Raw genomic sequence first — 15,929 nt, forward strand, 5'->3', positions numbered from 1 at the left:
CTCCCGGATCGGATCGGATCAGCTCTGACCACCGTTCAAGGCGTTTACTGCCCCAACGGGCGCTTGCCAAAACACCCCCGGTGGTGATGTCGGGCACGCGGCCTCCGCCGTCCGGTGGAGCGGCCGGCAAATCCCTGGTGTCAATTTTGACCAAGTGGTAGAAATTCAGCATCTGCCCCGTGACCCAGGAGCCGGCGATGAGCGAGCTTTCCGTGCAGCTGTACTCGGTCCGCGACGCGTTCGCGGCCGATCCCGCCGACACGCTGCGGCGGCTCGCCGCGATCGGCTTCACGAACGTGGAGCCCTACGGCGTCGTCGAGAACGTCGAAGCCCTGCGCGCGGGCCTGCCCGCGAACGGCCTGTCGGCACCGACCGCGCACGCCCGCCTGCTCGGTGCCGACCAGCCGGCCGTCTTCTCCGCGGCCGCCGAGCTGGGCATCGGCCTGGTGATCGACCCGCTGGTCAAGCCCGAGCAGTGGCAGAACCCGGCCGACGTCGCGGCCACGGCCGACGCGCTCAACGCGGCCGCCAAGGTCGCGGCGGAGCACGGCGTCCGGGTCGGCTACCACAACCACTGGTGGGAGCTGGAGTCCCGGATCGACGGCCGCAGCGCGTTCGAAGTGCTCGCCGGCCAGCTCGACCCGGCCGTCGCGCTGGAGGTCGACACCTACTGGGCCACCGCGGGCGGCGAGGACGCGGCCGCGCTGCTGCGCCGCCTCGGCGACCGCGTCCGGGCGATCCACGTCAAGGACGGCGGCCTCGCCACCGACGCCACCGGCCAGGTCCCCGCAGGGCAGGGCCGGGTGCCGGTCGCCGAGGTCCTGGCCGCGGCGCCGGACGCGCTGCGCGTGGTCGAGTTCGACGCCTACGACGGCGACCTGTTCGAGGCCATCGCCGCCAGCCGCGCGTTCCTGGCCGGCCGGTGACCGGCGGGCCGGTCGGCGTCGGGGTCGTCGGCGCCGGCGTCATCAGCGGCACCTACCTCGAGAACCTGACGAGCTTCCCGGACGTCCGCGTGGTCCGCGTCGCCGACCTCGACGCAGACCGCGCCGAGGCCCGCGCGGCCGAGTACCGCGTGCCTCGCTCGGGCACCGTGGCCGAGCTGCTCGACGACGCCGAGGTCGAGCTCGTGGTCAACCTGACCATCCCGGCTTCGCACGTCGACGTCGGGCTGGTCGCGCTCGAAGCCGGCAAGCACGTCTGGGCGGAGAAGCCGCTGGCCCTCGATCGCCAGACCGGCCGCAAGCTGCTGGACCGGGCACGGGAGAAGAACCTGCGCGTGGCCGGCGCGCCCGACACCGTCCTCGGCGCCGGGCTGCAGACCGCGCGTCAAGCCGTCGAGGCGGGCCGGATCGGGCAGCCGCTCTCCGCGCTCGCCCTGTTCCAGGTGCCCGGGCCGGAGAGCTGGCACCCGGCGCCGGAGTTCCTCTTCCAGGCCGGCGGCGGCCCGCTGCTGGACATGGGCCCGTACTACCTGACGACGCTGGTGCAGCTGCTCGGCCCGATCGGCCGCGTCACCGGGGCCGGCGGGCGGGCGCGCGACACCCGCGTCATCGGCTCCGGGCCGCGAGCCGGGACGGAGTTCCCGGTGACGGTGCCGACCACGGTCACCGCGCTCGCCGAGTTCGAGCGCGGCGGCTCCGCCCAGCTCGTGCTGAGCTTCGACTCGGCCCTCAAGCGGACCGGGTTCGTCGAGCTGACCGGCACGCTCGGCACCGCCGTGCTCCCGGACCCCAACCGGTTCGACGGCTCCACGGCGCTGCACCTGCTCGGGCACGCGGAGCCGGAAGAGCTGACGCCCCGCGGGCACCGGGCGTCGCGCGGCACCGGCGCGCTCGAGCTGGCCCGGGCGATCCGGTCCGGCGTGCCGGAACGCGCGTCCGGCGAGCTGGCCTACCACGTCCTGGACGCGATGCTCGCCATCGACGAGTCCCTGACCCGTGGTCAGACCGTCGAGGTCGCGAGCACGGTCGAGGTCCCGCCCGCGCTGCCGGCGGGCTGGGACCCGTACGCGAAGACGCTCTAGAGCGGGACGGTGAGCAGGTTCTGGAGGTAGAAGCGCAGCGAACCGACCAGGTCGACGTCGCCCGGGACGGTCAGCCACTGCACCTGCAGGCCGTCCATCAGGGCGATGAACGTCAGCGACGCCATCCCGGGGTCGACGCCCGGCCGCAGCTCGCCGCGGGCGGCGAGCGCCTCGAACGACTCGTGGACGCCGTCGCGGGCGGCCCGATAGTGGCGCACGAAGTACTCGTGCGCCGGGTGGTCCGCCGACACCGCTTCGGCGGCGAGGCGCGAGTAGAGGTCGACGATCCCGGGGTGGCGGACGTTGTGCTCGGCGAGCGCGACGAAGTGGCGCAGCACGTCGAGCCCGGGCGGCACGGTCAGCTGCTCGCGCTCGGAGTCCTCGGCGTCGCGCCGTTCGAGGACGGCGGCGAGCAGCGCTTCCTTGGTGGGGAAGTAGTAGAGGAGCCCGGCGTGGGAGATCCCGACGCGCTTGGCGATCTCCCGCAGCGACGAGCCGTGGTAGCCGAGTTCGCCGTACGCCGCGGCCGCCGCCGTGATGATGTCCTCGCGGCGGATCCGGCCCTTCAGGTAGCCCCCGGTCACGGGGTCGCGGTGGTCTCGGCGGCGTGCACGGCACCATCATGCTGCAGCGGTGTTTCGCACAAGCGACGTGAGCGGTCGAACAAATCGGTTGTGCGAACGCGAGCGGCTTGCGAGCATCGCGACGTGAAGAGCGCGGAACGGCAACGGGTCATCGTGGAGCGGCTGCGCGGCGCCGACCAGGTGGCCGTCGCGGAGCTGGCCGAGGCGACCGGCGCGTCGGAGATGACGGTGCGGCGCGACCTCGACCACCTGGCGTCGCGGGGTGTCCTGCGGCGGGTGCACGGCGGGGCCGTCCCCGCGTCGCCGTCGGGGATCGAGCCGCCGTTCGCGGCCCGGGCCACGGCGGAGACGGCGGCGAAGCGGGCCATCGCGGCCGCGGCCGCCGAGCTGATCCGCGACGGCGAGACGATCGTCCTCGACAGCGGCACCACGGCGCTGGAGCTGGCCCGGCTGTTGCGCGGCCGCGCGGTCACGGTCATGCCGCTCTCCCTGCACGCGGTCCGCGAACTCGCCGACGACGAGGGAGTCCGGCTGCTGCTGCCCGGCGGCGAACCGCGGCCGGGGGAGCAGGCGCTCGTCGGGCCGCTGACGCTGGCTTCCCTGCGCGCCCTGCGGTTCGACGTCGCCGTGCTGAGCCCGTGCGCGTTCGACCTCGGCTCCGGGCTCACGGCCTTCGACCTCGGCGACGCCGAGGTCAAGCGGGCGGCCCTCGACGTCGCGGCGCGCGCGATCGTGCTCGCCGACGGCGCGAAGTGGGGCCGCGCCGCGCTCGCCCACGTCTGTCCCGCCGACCGGGCCGACGTCGTGGTCACCGACCCCGGCGCGCCCGAGGACCAGCGTGCCGCGCTGGCCGACCTCGGCGTGCTCGTCCACGTCGCCGTCCCCCTGGAGAGCCGATGACGACCGCTCCGTCCCACCCGCGCGCCGCCCGGTTCGCGACCTTCATGTTCTTCGCCCTCAACGGGTTCGGGATGGGCATGTGGGTCGTGCACATCCCGAACGTCGAGCGCCAGACCGGCATTTCCCACAGCACGCTCGGCGCGCTGCTGCTGGTGCTCGGCGGCGCGGCGTTCGCGGGCATGCAGGTGTCCGGCCCGCTCGTCGACCGGCTCGGCCACCGCCGGCTGGTCCCGGCGGCCGGGGTGTTCCTCGGCCTCGCCCTGTGCGCGCCGGGGTTCGCGAACTCGTGGTGGACGCTGGGGCTTTCGCTGATCCTGTTCGGGTTCGGCAACGGCGCGATCGACGTCGGGATGAACGCGCACGCGGTCGTCGTGGAGCGGGCCTACCCGCGCCCGATCATGGCGGCGTTCCACGCGATGTGGTCGATCGGCGGCGCGTTCGCCGCCGTGATCGGCGCGGCGACGCTCGGCGCGGGCGTGCCGACCGGCGTCACGCTCACCTGCACCGGGCTGCTGTGCGTGGTCCTTTCCCTGGCCTCGGCGCGGTTCCTGATGGAGCCGTCCGAACCCCCCGCGGAGGTCGCGTCGTCGGAGCCTTCGCCGGCGGCCCGCCGCCGCACACCGGGGCGCGTGGTGTGGCTGCTCGGCCTGCTGGCGCTGGCGCTGATGCTTTCGGAGGGCGTCGCGAACGACTGGGCCGCACTGCACATGGAAAAGGTGCTCGGCACGTCCGCCTCGACGGCGGCGCTGGCCTACGGCGCGTTCGCGGTGGCGATGACGACCGGCCGCTTCCTGACCGACCGCGTCGCGGCGTGGGCGGGCCCGGCGGCGATCGTCCGCTACGGCGCGACCCTCGCCGCGATCGGGTTGACCGTCGCGGCGGCCGCGCCGTGGGTCCCGGTCTCCCTGGTGGGCTGGGCGCTGTTCGGGCTGGGCCTGTCGGGCGGCGTCCCGCAGCTGTTCACCGCGGCGGGCAACCTGGACACGCGCGCGTCGGGCGCGTTGATGGCTCGCGTGGTCGGGCTCGGCTACGTCGGCCTGCTCGCGGGCCCGGCGCTCATCGGCGGCCTCACGCGGTGGATGCCGCTGAACGTCACCTTCGCGCTGCCGGTGGTGCTGTGCGTCCTGGCGGCGGTGTTCGCCGGGGTGCTGAGCCCGAAGCCGGCGCCGGTGGAGGAACCCGTCGGCGGTTAGGGCACTGGTTCGGTGTGGACGGTCACCGCCGCCAGGTGGGGCACCGTGTGCACCAGCCGGTGTTCCACCTGGTGCGCGAGCGTGTGGGCCTGCCCGACGGTCAGCTCCGCCGCGACCGTCACGGCCAGTTCGGCCCGCAGCTGGTGCCCGATCCACCGCATCCGGAGATCACGGGCGCCCAGCACACCGTCCACTTCGGACGCCGTCCGCTCGGCCAGTTCGACGGCCGCCGGATCGACGGCGTCCAGCAGGCGCCGGAAGACCTCCTTCGCCGTGTCGCGCAGGACGAACAGGATCGCGACCGTGATGCCCAGCCCGATGATCGGGTCCGCGGCGGGGAAGCCGAACGCCACGCCCGCCGCCCCGGCGACGACGGCCAGCGACGTGAAGCCGTCGGTGCGGGCGTGCAGGCCGTGGGCGAGCAGGGCGGCCGAGCCGGATTCGCGGCCGACCTTGATGCGGTACCGCGCGACGAGTTCGTTGCCGGCGAAGCCGACCACCCCGGCGGCGGCGACCACCCACGGGTGCCCGACCGGCTGCGGGTCGAGCAGCCGCCGCACCGACTCGTACCCGACGGCGACCGCGGAAGCCGCGACGACGAGCACCACGACCACGCCGGCCAGGTCTTCCGCCCGGCCGAGACCGTAGGTGTACCGGCGCGTCGCCGCCCGCCGGCCGAGCAGGAACGCGACCGCGAGCGGGACGGCCGTCAGCGCGTCGGCGAAGTTGTGGATGGTGTCGCCGAGCAGCGCGACCGACCCGGTGACCAGCACGAGCGCCAGCTGCGCGACGGCGGTGACCAGCAGCGCGGCGAACGACCACCCGAGCGTGCGCAGCCCGCGCCGGCTGGTTTCGAGGGCGTGGTCGACGCGGTCGGCGGAGTCGTGGCTGTGCGGCGTGAACGCGTGGCGCAGCCGGTGCCGCCAGGAGGGCCGGTGCCCGTGTCCGTGCCCGTGGTGCTCGTCGGTCATGCTGCGAGTCTATCTGCGCACACACGCAGATACGCAAGTAGTAGGGTAATTGCCATGCACGCGTCGCTGCCGGAGTTCGACATGCCCACCGACGAGCAGGTCCACCTGGCCGCGGAGTCGTTCCGCCTGCTGGCCGACCCGACCCGCATCAAGGTCCTCTGGGCCCTGCTGCAGGGCGAGTCCTCGGTGGCGTGCCTGGCAGAACTGGCGGGCGCCGCCCCGACGGCGGTCAGCCAGCACCTGGCGAAGCTGAGGCTGGCGGGCCTGGTGAAGGGCCGCCGCGAAGGCACGTTCGTCTACTACTCGGCGGCGGACAACCACGTGCGCGGCCTGCTGGCCCAGGCCCTGCACCACGCGGACCACCTGGACCGCGACCTGCCCGCCGAGCACGCCCACGGCCCTTAGCCGACAGCTCCGCGCTTCAAGCCGACCGCCAGCCGTGCGGCCAGTTCCTCGGCCACCTCCTCGGCCGAGCGGCGCAGTTCTTCGACGGGGAACGCCTCTTCGGTTCCGACCCGGATTCGCTGCGGCGCACCGATGGGCAAGGAAGCGCTGTTCGCGGAGGCCTCGGCCAGGCTTGCGAGGCGAGTCATGCCCACCGGTTCAAGGGCGACAGCAGGCGCGAAACTCTCCGGAAGGAGAAGGTCGATCTGCAAGAGCAGGCGGAGCCGGTCGGCGATCTTCACCGCCAGATCGTCGCGGTCGAGGATCCAGCCGATGGTTGCCTTGGGCAGAGCGAACCAACATGTGCGTTGCCCGCCTCGAAGCACCGCGAGGCCGCCCTCGCCCGCACGCCAATCCGTGGTGAGTGCCCAAGCGGCGTCAGCCGAGGAATCGATGGAGACGGATTGCGCCTGGGTGAAGAGCCGCTCGGACCTGCCGGAGGCGGCCAGTTCCTCAGGAATCCGTTCGAGCTGCACCACCCCGTAGCGAGCGAAAGGCTCAGCCGGGACCAGATGGACCTCGACCAGAGGACTCTGTGGCTGGTAGTGCCGCGAAAGGATGTCCGCTCGCCAGCTGACCGGTAGTTCATTCGAAAGGGTGGTCCGGGTTGATTGCGTCCTCGCGGGGGCGGAGCGTGGCGGCAGAATCGGCCGAGGACCGAGTGTCGGCGCGATATCGAGCGGCTGCCCGGTCAGAAGCCGCAGCAGGGAGTCCGCGCCTTCCGGTGTGAACGCTGTGACTTCGTACCAGTCGGCGGCGTTGGGCTGCAGGAAGATCGGGATCTCGCCCTTGTCGTGACCGGGCAGGAGCACCGGAAGGATCTTCGCGGTCCACTTCTCGCGGTCGCCTTGCTGCAGGTCTCGCAGTAGTGCGGCCTCGGCCTGACCGCCGAGGTTCCGGTCGTTGGGCCCGAGCCCGTCGCCCATCCGCCGATATCCCTCGGACGCGATCACCAGCACGTAGTCCGACTCCGTCACGTTCCGGGTCATCCAGGTCTGCCAGTCCCGGCGTTTCCCGGTCGCCCACCGGTCGAGGGTCACGTCGATGCCGTGCCTCACCAGAAAGTCGGCGAACATCAGCACGAGCTCACGGTGCTGCTCGCTGTCGTGGGTGTAGGAAACGAAGACCTTGGGGTGATCGCCGGGTTCGTGACCGTCGTACCGGTCCGCCTGTGCCATCCGGAATCCTCTGTGCTCGGCCGCTGGGCGGCATCGTCCAAGCGGAAAGATACCAACGCACGTGGCGTCGGGTCGCACGCAGGTGCGGGTGATGACCAACGGGAAGACGACAAATACCTGACAGTTTCCTCAAACGGCCGCGAGCCCGGTGATCATTGTGGGAGGGTCCAGGCCGCCGTGATCTTGCGGCGGAACGATCGGAAGGGCAGACGGTGGCGGAACCGGAAACGGCGGGAAACCGGCCCCGCGTCTTCGTGTCCTACGCCCACGATTCGGTGGAGCACGGCGAAGCGGTCCGTGAGTTCGCGACGTTCCTCCGGGAGAAAGCCGGTGTCGACGCTCACTTGGACGTCTGGTACACGGACGCCAGGCGGGATTGGGTGTCGTGGACGATCGACCAGCTCGGCCGGGCGGACTTCGTGTTCGCCATCGCGTCGCCTCAGTACCGGCGCATAGTCGACGGGAGTGTGACCTCGGCGGCGGGGAGGACGACCGACCTCGAAGCCGCCATGCTCCGCGACGACCTCGTTCGGGACTTGCCCGGGGAAACGCGGCGAATACTGCCGGTCCTGCTTCCCGGCCACATCGCGGGCGAGATCCCCGCGTGCTTGTGCGGCCATTCGACGACCCACTACGCCGTACCTGAGCTGACACTTACCGGTGTTGGAGGTCTCTTGTCGGCATTGACCGGTACTCCGCTCCACGAGATGCCCGCGCTCGCTCCGTTCGTCCCGCCGGAGCCCGGAGTCGTCCCGATCGTGGCTGGATCGCCGGCGGAGACGATGCGGACGACGTCGATTCTCACGGCGGAAGCCGAGGTCGAGATCGGCGGGAACCGGTATCTGCTCCATGGCGGCACGCTCGAGACGCGGCCGAGCGAGGACCTCGCGGCGATCGTGCGCCAAGCGCGCGCCTTGCGAATCGGGCCGCCCCATGAGCACGTCTGGGTGCGGCAAGTCGAGCATCGGAAAGAAACGGCCGTCGCGAAGGCCGCTGCGGCCGCGTTGACCCGTGAGCACGACCTCCTTGGCCGGCTTCGCTCCGAAGACCAGGGATTTCCGCAGGTCGAAGAGTTGGTCGACGAGGGCGGTGTCGTGACCTCCGTGCTCGGCTGGCCGAGGTCGCAGCCGGGCGGCGGACCCGCCGAAACCCTCGCCGCCTTCATCCCGCATCGTGGCGAAGCCGTCGACTGCTGGCGCGCCCGCCAGAATCTGCTCGGCTTGGCGGGTCTCTGCCGGACCCTGGCGATCCTGCACAGCCGTGGTGCGACGCACCGGCTGCTCACTCCGGCAAGTCTCATCCGGTTCGACGACGGCGGGATGGCGCTGCGGGACCTCGGGCTGGCCGCGACGACCTTCCGGCCGGGGGAAGGGGCGGAACCATACCGGGCCGCCGAGCAGCGGATTCGCAGCGCCGGCCGAGTCGGTCCGTGGACCGACGTCCACCAAGTGGCTGCCGTCGCCTACCACCTGGTCACCGGATCTCCGCCGGACCCGGCGATCCCGCTGCCGGTCCGCGGATTCGGCGCCGGACTTCCGGCGCGAACCGCCGATGCCATCGACGCCGCGCTCGCCACCGACCCGTCAACACGCCCCGGCATGCCGACCCTCGCGGAGGCTCTTCGGGCGGTCCGTGATCATCGTCAATGAGGGGTGTTTCGCTTGCTACGGGTTGTGGACCTGCCCTGGGTGGTCCTCGTGCCGGGAAAGGCGCTCGATGCGAAGCTGCTTCAGCAGGCCAAGGACCACTCCGGGTTGCCGTCCGGCGTCGGTCAGGTGGCCGCGGACTTGCGCGGGCGGCCGGAGGGGGTGCCTGCCAGGCTCAGCGAGCCGTACAAACAGGGCGGCGACTGGAGTCTGCTCCTCTACACCCACACCTACGTCGTTCGGCTGTTCGCCACCCCATACGGGGACGCCTACACGATCGCCGCGATAAACCCGCTGCGGCTCGAGGATCACGACCGGTTGGCGCACGGGTGCCTCCTGCTCCGGGCGAACTGGCACCTGGTCTTCGACCGTCGCCAGATCCCGGACCGGTCATCGGCGCACTGGCGGCGGATCTCGGCCGCGTGGGAGACGCTGCGCAGAACGCAGGAGGCGCAGCCGCCACCTCGTGAGGTGCCTGGCCACGCACAGTTCCTCGACTGGTTGGACGAGCTGATCGAGGCCGACCGCAAGCTCACCGAGAGCCGGGCGGAAGACACGCCGACCTACCCGTACCGCGCCGTGGAGTCGGTGGGTGAGTGGCGCTACAGCGGTTCGTCGGTCTACGTCTTCCGGATCGTGGGCGGGCAGGTTCCGGATCGCGACAGGTTCGTCCAGCTGCGGGGAGAGCCGGCGCAGCGCGGTCAGGTGACCAGGACCGAGGGAAACGAGGTCACGGTCCGCTTCGACCAGCCGATCAGCTGGGAAAGACTCGCGCAACAGGGAGAGCTCGAGCTCACGGCGAGCGATGTCGTCTTCGCGAAACAACGGGAGGCGGTCGCACGCTTGCGGGCCGGGCAGACCCGCAATCGATCGCTGCTTTCCGTGCTCGTCGACCACCAGGTGCGTCCGTTCCGGGCGGCCCCGGGGATGCCGGGCGAGGAGCTTGACGAGGACCAGCTCGCGGCGTTCCGGAACGCGCTCGCGAGCACCGACATGCTGGTCGTGCTCGGCCCGCCGGGCACCGGAAAGACCCGGACGATCAGCCAGATCGCTCGCGCGTGCGCGCTGACGCCTGAACGGGGCCCGGTGCTGGTCTCGTCGCACACGAATCGAGCGGTCGACAACGTCCTGGCCAAACTGCCGAAAGATGTAGTCGTCGTCCGCGTCGGAAACGAGGGGAAGGTCGACCCGGCCGGTCGGCACTTCCTGCTCGAACGACTGGCCGCTGACCTGCGATCGGAAGTCCTGGGCGCCACAGCGGCGTCCCGCACGAAGTACGAAAGCCTCCCGTTTGCCGTGCAATGGGCGACCGAGCTCGGTCGCCGGATTGCGGAACTGGGGACCGCGATCGAGGCGGAAAGGACAGCCGGTATCGAACTGGCGACCGCACGACGCCGCGCCGGCGGACCCGCGCAAGAACGCGTCGACGCCGCGGTGGCTGCGGTGACCCGGCAGGAAGCGAAGGTAGGCAAACGGCGGCACCGCCTGGACCGTCTCGCCCGCCGAGACGCACGAGCGAGTTCCCGGTCGGCGTGGCCGGGTTTCGCCGGGCTGGCCGCGGCACTGGCACGGAGGCGCGCTCGCCTGCTGGCAGCCGGGCAAGGCGAACTGGCCGGTCTGGTGCGGGTCGCGGACGGGCTTCGCTGTGAGGTCCGGCAGGCGGAACATCTGCTGGACATCGCGACCAGGGAGATCCCTGAGGTGCAAGCGGCCTTCCACGCCCTTCAGGAAAGCGCACGCCGGACGAAGGAACACCAAACGGAAGCGTCGCGGGCCGCGCATGCGACCCGAGCGGCGCTCGGGCCCGTGGAAGCCCTGCCGGATACTCCCGACGAAGGCCACGCCGCGGCGACGATGGCAGCACTGACCCAGCTGCACGCCTGGCTCGGTTCTCGCCTACCGTTGTTGCAGGCTCGCGCGCGGCTGCTCGAGGAGTGGCACGAAGAGGCTTCCGGTGCTGTCGAACAGCTCTACCCGGAGCTGATTCGCTACGCGGACGTGATCGGGGCGACGTGCATCGGGGCGGCGTCACGCTCCGAGATCGCCGAGGTGGAGTTCGACCTCGCGATTGTCGACGAAGCCGGCCAGATCAGCGTCAACAACCTGCTGGTTCCCCTCGTGCGAGCCGAACGCACGGTGCTGGTGGGTGACCATCGCCAGCTGCCGCCGTTCGTCGACGACGAGCTCGAAGCCTGGGCGAAGGAGAACGCCGACTCCGCCGTCCGGGATCTTCTCACGAAGAGTGCGCTCGAGGTCCTGGTGGAGTGCTTGCCGCAGAGCCACATCGTGCAGCTTCGCCAGCAGCGTCGGATGCCGAAGGTGATCGCGGACTTCATCTCGGAAACGTTCTACGACCGGACTCTCACGACCATGGTGGATCGAGTCCACGACGATGTTCTGTTCACGAGCCCGCTGGCCTATGTCGACACGTCAGGCCTGCCCGAGGCGCACAGAGCCGAAACCCCCGCAACGGAATGGGATCCCCGCCTGGCGGGTGGTTCGGTGAACCACGCCGAGGCGCGCATGCTCACGGAACTCGCGGCGTTCTACCACGGCCGGCACCAGGAATGGGCTCTGATCGTTCCATACGCCGCTCAGGTGAAACTGATCAAGCAGCTGCTCCGTGCGGAGATGACCGACCAAGATGCCATCGACACCAACGTGGGGACCGTGGACTCGTTCCAGGGCGGGGAACGTGACGTGATCCTTTACGGCTTCACCCGGAGCAACAACTCGAGGAACGTCGGCTTCCTGCGCGAACTGCGCCGGGCGAACGTGGCGTTCACCCGCGCCAAGCAGCAGCTGGTGCTGGTCGGGGACCTCGCAATGCTCCGCAAGGCCAGTGACCCGGACTTTCGCCGGCTGGCGCGCTCCTTGGGAGACCACGTCGCCGCGACGGGCGATGTCCGTCCGTACCAGGAGATGCGTCGTCTCTTGAACGAGTTCCGGCCGGGAGGCGGTGCCTCATGAACGGCCGAAAGAAGCTGATGCCCTATCCGGAGGAGCGCGCCCTGGAGGACGTGGCCTACGGTCACGGCCTGACGCCGGTTCGGATCTTGGCCGTTCTCCTGCCGATCTGGCAGGTCGAGGTAAAGGCGACGACGACCGACGGCAGGCCGTATGCGTTGATCGATCGGTATCTCGAGCGGGGAATCGTGGAAGCGGGGCTGGGAACGACCGCGGAACTGGCCGCGTTTTTCGCTCTGGACCACGCCTTGGTCGACCGGGCGCTGCGGGTCTTGCACGCGATCGGGCACGTCGAGGTAGCCGGCGGCAGGCTCGCGCTGACTGAGCTCGGCCGGCGTTCCCATCGGGACCAGGTGTGCTACGTCGTCGAGCGGGAGGACCGCCGAAAACTGTACTTCGACGCCTTCCGATCGTGGCCGTTGAGCCGCCCGCACTACGACTCCGGCGTAGCGACCTTCTTGACGTCCCACGAGATCCCGGCGGCGACAGCCGAGGAGCGATATCGAAGTTTCCGGATGCTGCACAGCACCCACGGGTTCCGACGCGAAGCACTGGCCGAACTCACGGCGCGCGCCGACCGCGACCACTACAACCTGCCGGTCCGGATCGACCACCCGGAAAGTCTCGGCGAGAAACTCGTCTACCTGCCGACATTCGTCGTGCGAGCCCTGGATCCCCGCGGACGAGTCCGGCACCTGGTCTACAGCCAGGCCTCCGACGTCGCGGATCCCGATCTCAGCAGCCTCTGTGAAACGACCCCGGAGATCGCCGGGGTGCTCGAGTCGGACGCCCAGGCCGAGAGTGCGGCGCGCGTGGAAACCCGGATCACCGAATGGCTGCGGCGCCGGGGCCTCGACGACTATCCCGCTGTGCGCACGCCGCAAGGTGGATGGCGCGTCGTGTTGCCGGCCGAGTGCTTCCAGCCGAAGGGACGCGTGCCCCTCGCGAAGATGGGATCGTTCGCGGTTTTGCGGACCGACCTGGTACACGTCTGGTGCGTGGAGCGAGACGCCCGTGAACGCGCACTGCTGGAGCGAAGCGACGTCTACTTCGGTCGCCGGACGAGCGGCGATGTGGTTCAGGCGAAGAACTGGATGGCTCGCATTGCGAACCAGTTCGACCTGCGCGAAATGGGTCTCGTCGAGCTTCGTGAGCTGGCGCTGAAGGCCGGGCGGCGCAGCCTGGCATCTCGGCTCAGTGACCTTTTGGACGGTGAAGTGTCGATGTCGTGACCGGGATTTGCCCGCCCCGGTCGACTCGCGCGAGTTGACACTTCCACGCCAGCTTCGCGAAGCCGGCCGGATTCCGTTGGATTTCGGCATTCTGCGGGCTAGCGTCTGCGAACCATGAACACGGGTCTTGAGAGCAACGAGGAACCACCGGAACTCCGCCTCGTCGACGTGAGTCCCTTTCTGACGATCACGGTGCTCGAATGCGTCGGTGACGACCTCGAAACGGGCTTTCAGTCGCTGGCTCGGTTCCTGCGCAGGACAGCGCGTGATCGCGGTCACTCGGAGGGGGTCCGGATCCGAGCCGAGATCACGGCCGCATCCCCTGATTCCATTGAAGACGTGGGGATCTTGGGTGACCTGGGCTTCGACGATCTGTACGGCATCGCCCGCGAGGTGAGCCGTCCGCCCACCTGGGCTGACAAGGACTCGGGCTTCGTCGATGTCAGCAACCAGCTGACCATCGCGGTGCGAAGGCGCCGACTGGTAGCGGTGTGTACAGGCATCACGAGCGAGGCGCAGATCGCGCGATGGATCCACCGTCAGGCCGCGCCGTTCCGCTACCTCCCGGCCGACGTGCTGACCAATACGTTCCGCGGCGACGGGAGGATGTTGTGGACCCGTGGAATGCACCGTCGGCGGACGACCAAGCCGGACAGCAAAGCCGTCTCGGGTCTCCGGGTTCAGGACACACTCACCACGATCGAGGACAGCACGTTCGCATTGACGGCCGTGAAGGTCGTGTACCTGCCGGAAGACGACGGCGCCGTCCTCCGCGATCTTCTCACCGTGTCCGCCGACAAGTCGCGTTTGTCGTGGAAACGGACCTCCTACTTCCCGATGTTCCTCGCAGCCGCTGGCGAGGCCCTCGACCTTCTCGAGAAGGCTTTGGTCGCCGAGGACGAGCCCGAGCCGCCCTTCGCCGAGCTGGCGGTTCGGGAGACCGACCTGAGCCGGGTGCGCGGCGCCTTCGACGTCATGGTCACCGATCCGGACCAGGTCCGCGGCGAACCGGACGCCGACGAAGACCGGGTCGAACGCGCGGAGTTGTTGCGCACGGCCGTGATCGAGGTACGGGGAACGGCGGATTCGGCCACCGCCGAGGTAGATGTCGGGTTCGACGATGCCGTGGCCGGGACCTTGCTGATCAAGCCGGTCGACGCAGGCGGCGCGGTCAGCCTCGACGTGCGGTACCAGGGGGATCCCTCGGCCGAGGCCGTTGCCCGGCAGATCAGGGACGCGGTCGCCGAGGGCGACGTGCTCACGGTGTACTACGAGTCCGGTCACGCTTTCACCGGCCACCAGGTCTTCAAGCAGCCGCTCGTGACGACGCCGTTCCCGAACTTCGACTTCCGGGACTTCACCGGCTTCACGATCAACAAGGAGAAGCCTGCCGCCCGTGGTGACCAGGCGATCCATGACGCGATCGGCCGCAACGGGGACAAGTCCTTGTTCGCGTGGGTCGCCCGCGAGTATGCACACGATTGGCTGCTCTGTGACGACGGTGCCGGCGAGATCGCGGACTTTCTGCATCTCTCGGCCGACGGAACCTTGACCGCTATTCACGTCAAGGCGGCAGGAAGCCTCACGACCACTCGGCGCATTGCCGTAACCCGCTTCGAACAGGTTGTGAGCCAGGCCGAAAAGAACATCCGTCAGCTCCACAACGAAATCTTGATCAACCGGTTGGCGGTGCCTCGGATCGCGAGTCCTGCCGCGTGGTGCGACGGCAAGCGGACGACCAGCGCCGAGTTCGTCGATCGGCTGCGTGGCCGAGCGGCGACAGCGCGGACCAAGGTCGTGGTCGTGCAGCCCCATCTGTTGGAAGCCACTTATCTCGACGCGCGTGAGGCGGTCGAGTCGGGCCGGTCGAATCGTGACACATGCAGTCTCGCCCTGCTGGACAACCTGCTGCACAGCACGCGGCGAACGGTGACTGCCCTCTGGGACGACCTGGTGGTGGTCGGCTGCGAATAGCCGTCAGCCGATCGGCTCCTGCAGCTCCGTCACCCAGCCCGCCGGGTCCGCCGGGCAGTCCAGGTACAGCTCCCGCTGCGGTCCGGCCGACCTGAAGCCGTGGTCGGTGGTCCAGCGGATCAGCGCCTGCCAGCTCGGCAGGACGCCGTCGATCGCGCCGTGGTGGACCAGCGTTGCCGCGCGGACCGGGGGGGGGTCCGCCACTGTCAGGCCGTTGAGGTCGCCCGGGCCGGCTGACGCCGGGACCGCCGCGTGCACCACGACCTCGTCCTCGGCGCGCGGCTCGTAGTAGCACGTCAGCCGGCCGGCCGGGGTGACGTCCGCGGCGGGCAGGCGGCGGCCGAGCTCCGCGCACAGCGGCCGGACCACCGGGCCGATCGCCTCCGGCGCGAACCCCGCCGCCACGCCGGTCAGTTCCACCACCCGCGTCGCGGGCAGCTCCTTGACCACGACGTCGGGGGCGTGCCCCTCCTCTTCGATCGTCCGCAGCCGGGCTTCGACCTGCGCGAGCCGGGCCGCGCCCTCGGCCAGCGAGGCCGCCAGCTCCGCGCGCCGCAAGGCGAGCATCCCGCGCACCTGCTCCACCGGGATCTCGTCGGCCAGCAGCGTCGCCACCTGCTCGAGCGTGAACCCGAGGTCTTTCAGCGCGACGATCCGGTTGAGCCGCGCCAGCTGGCCCGCCGTGTAGCTGCGGTAGCCGGTCGCGGGGTCGACGCGTGCCGGGCGCAGCAGCCCGAGCGCGTCGTAGTGACGCAGCATCCGGACCGACACGCGGCCGTGGCGCGCGAAGTCGCCGATGGAGAACACCGCACGA

General features: G+C 70.3%; 13 protein-coding genes. 9 read left to right on the plus strand and 4 right to left on the minus strand.

What is annotated here, in order from left to right:
• Positions 1-197: 197 nt before the first annotated feature.
• The gene (locus tag ACYVLJ_RS23735) at positions 198-926 is read left to right on the plus strand and encodes a sugar phosphate isomerase/epimerase family protein (protein ID WP_460440338.1); all 729 of its coding nucleotides are present in this window, start codon (positions 198-200) and stop codon (positions 924-926) included.
• Complete coding sequence (locus ACYVLJ_RS23740; RefSeq protein WP_460440339.1) at positions 923-2,026, plus strand: Gfo/Idh/MocA family protein; 1,104 nt, start codon at positions 923-925, stop codon at positions 2,024-2,026. The genes ACYVLJ_RS23735 and ACYVLJ_RS23740 overlap by 4 nt, the downstream gene beginning before the upstream one ends.
• Here the strand turns inward: ACYVLJ_RS23740 and ACYVLJ_RS23745 are convergent.
• On the minus strand, positions 2,023-2,610 hold the full coding sequence (locus ACYVLJ_RS23745; protein WP_460440340.1) for a TetR/AcrR family transcriptional regulator: 588 nt from the start codon (positions 2,608-2,610) through the stop codon (positions 2,023-2,025). The genes ACYVLJ_RS23740 and ACYVLJ_RS23745 overlap by 4 nt on opposite strands.
• A gap of 123 nt (positions 2,611-2,733) precedes the next feature.
• Between ACYVLJ_RS23745 and ACYVLJ_RS23750 the strand changes: the two genes are divergently transcribed.
• Together ACYVLJ_RS23750 and ACYVLJ_RS23755 are read left to right on the plus strand one after the other, a co-directional pair.
• Complete coding sequence (locus ACYVLJ_RS23750) at positions 2,734-3,510, plus strand: DeoR/GlpR family DNA-binding transcription regulator (RefSeq protein ID WP_460440341.1); 777 nt, start codon at positions 2,734-2,736, stop codon at positions 3,508-3,510.
• A complete protein-coding gene (locus tag ACYVLJ_RS23755; RefSeq protein WP_460440342.1) occupies positions 3,507-4,703 on the plus strand; it encodes an MFS transporter in 1,197 nt (398 codons plus the stop codon). The genes ACYVLJ_RS23750 and ACYVLJ_RS23755 overlap by 4 nt, the downstream gene beginning before the upstream one ends.
• Here ACYVLJ_RS23755 and ACYVLJ_RS23760 read toward each other — a convergent pair.
• Complete coding sequence (locus tag ACYVLJ_RS23760) at positions 4,700-5,674, minus strand: cation diffusion facilitator family transporter (protein ID WP_460440343.1); 975 nt, start codon at positions 5,672-5,674, stop codon at positions 4,700-4,702. The genes ACYVLJ_RS23755 and ACYVLJ_RS23760 overlap by 4 nt on opposite strands.
• 54 nt (positions 5,675-5,728) lie before the next feature.
• Here ACYVLJ_RS23760 and ACYVLJ_RS23765 point away from each other — a divergent pair, with 54 nt between their 5' ends.
• Entirely contained in the window at positions 5,729-6,079 is a 351-nt protein-coding gene (locus ACYVLJ_RS23765; RefSeq protein WP_460440344.1) for an ArsR/SmtB family transcription factor, read from the plus strand.
• Here ACYVLJ_RS23765 and ACYVLJ_RS23770 read toward each other — a convergent pair.
• A complete protein-coding gene (locus tag ACYVLJ_RS23770; protein WP_460440345.1) occupies positions 6,076-7,296 on the minus strand; it encodes a TIR domain-containing protein in 1,221 nt (406 codons plus the stop codon). The genes ACYVLJ_RS23765 and ACYVLJ_RS23770 overlap by 4 nt on opposite strands.
• A 212-nt stretch (positions 7,297-7,508) precedes the next feature.
• Here ACYVLJ_RS23770 and ACYVLJ_RS23775 point away from each other — a divergent pair, with 212 nt between their 5' ends.
• From ACYVLJ_RS23775 to ACYVLJ_RS23790, 4 genes are all read left to right on the plus strand, one after another.
• Positions 7,509-8,945, plus strand: a complete 1,437-nt coding sequence (locus tag ACYVLJ_RS23775) for an SEFIR domain-containing protein (RefSeq protein WP_460440346.1) — start codon at positions 7,509-7,511, stop codon at positions 8,943-8,945.
• Positions 8,946-8,969: 24 nt separating this feature from the next.
• On the plus strand, positions 8,970-11,912 hold the full coding sequence (locus tag ACYVLJ_RS23780) for a DEAD/DEAH box helicase (RefSeq protein ID WP_460440347.1): 2,943 nt from the start codon (positions 8,970-8,972) through the stop codon (positions 11,910-11,912).
• Positions 11,909-13,141 carry a hypothetical protein gene (locus tag ACYVLJ_RS23785; RefSeq protein WP_460440348.1) on the plus strand — a complete coding sequence of 411 codons (1,233 nt, stop codon included), beginning with the start codon at positions 11,909-11,911 and terminating at the stop codon, positions 13,139-13,141. The genes ACYVLJ_RS23780 and ACYVLJ_RS23785 overlap by 4 nt, the downstream gene beginning before the upstream one ends.
• Before the next feature lie 114 nt (positions 13,142-13,255).
• Entirely contained in the window at positions 13,256-15,115 is a 1,860-nt protein-coding gene (locus ACYVLJ_RS23790; RefSeq protein WP_460440349.1) for a hypothetical protein, read from the plus strand.
• Between the two features lie 3 nt (positions 15,116-15,118).
• On the opposite strand, the gene ACYVLJ_RS23795 is transcribed toward ACYVLJ_RS23790, so the two are convergent.
• Positions 15,119-15,922: a MerR family transcriptional regulator gene (locus ACYVLJ_RS23795; protein WP_460440350.1), complete on the minus strand. Its 804-nt coding sequence runs from the start codon at positions 15,920-15,922 to the stop codon at positions 15,119-15,121.
• Between the last annotated feature and the right edge of the window lie 7 nt (positions 15,923-15,929).

The sequence above is a fragment of the Amycolatopsis stemonae genome, assembly GCF_054781455.1.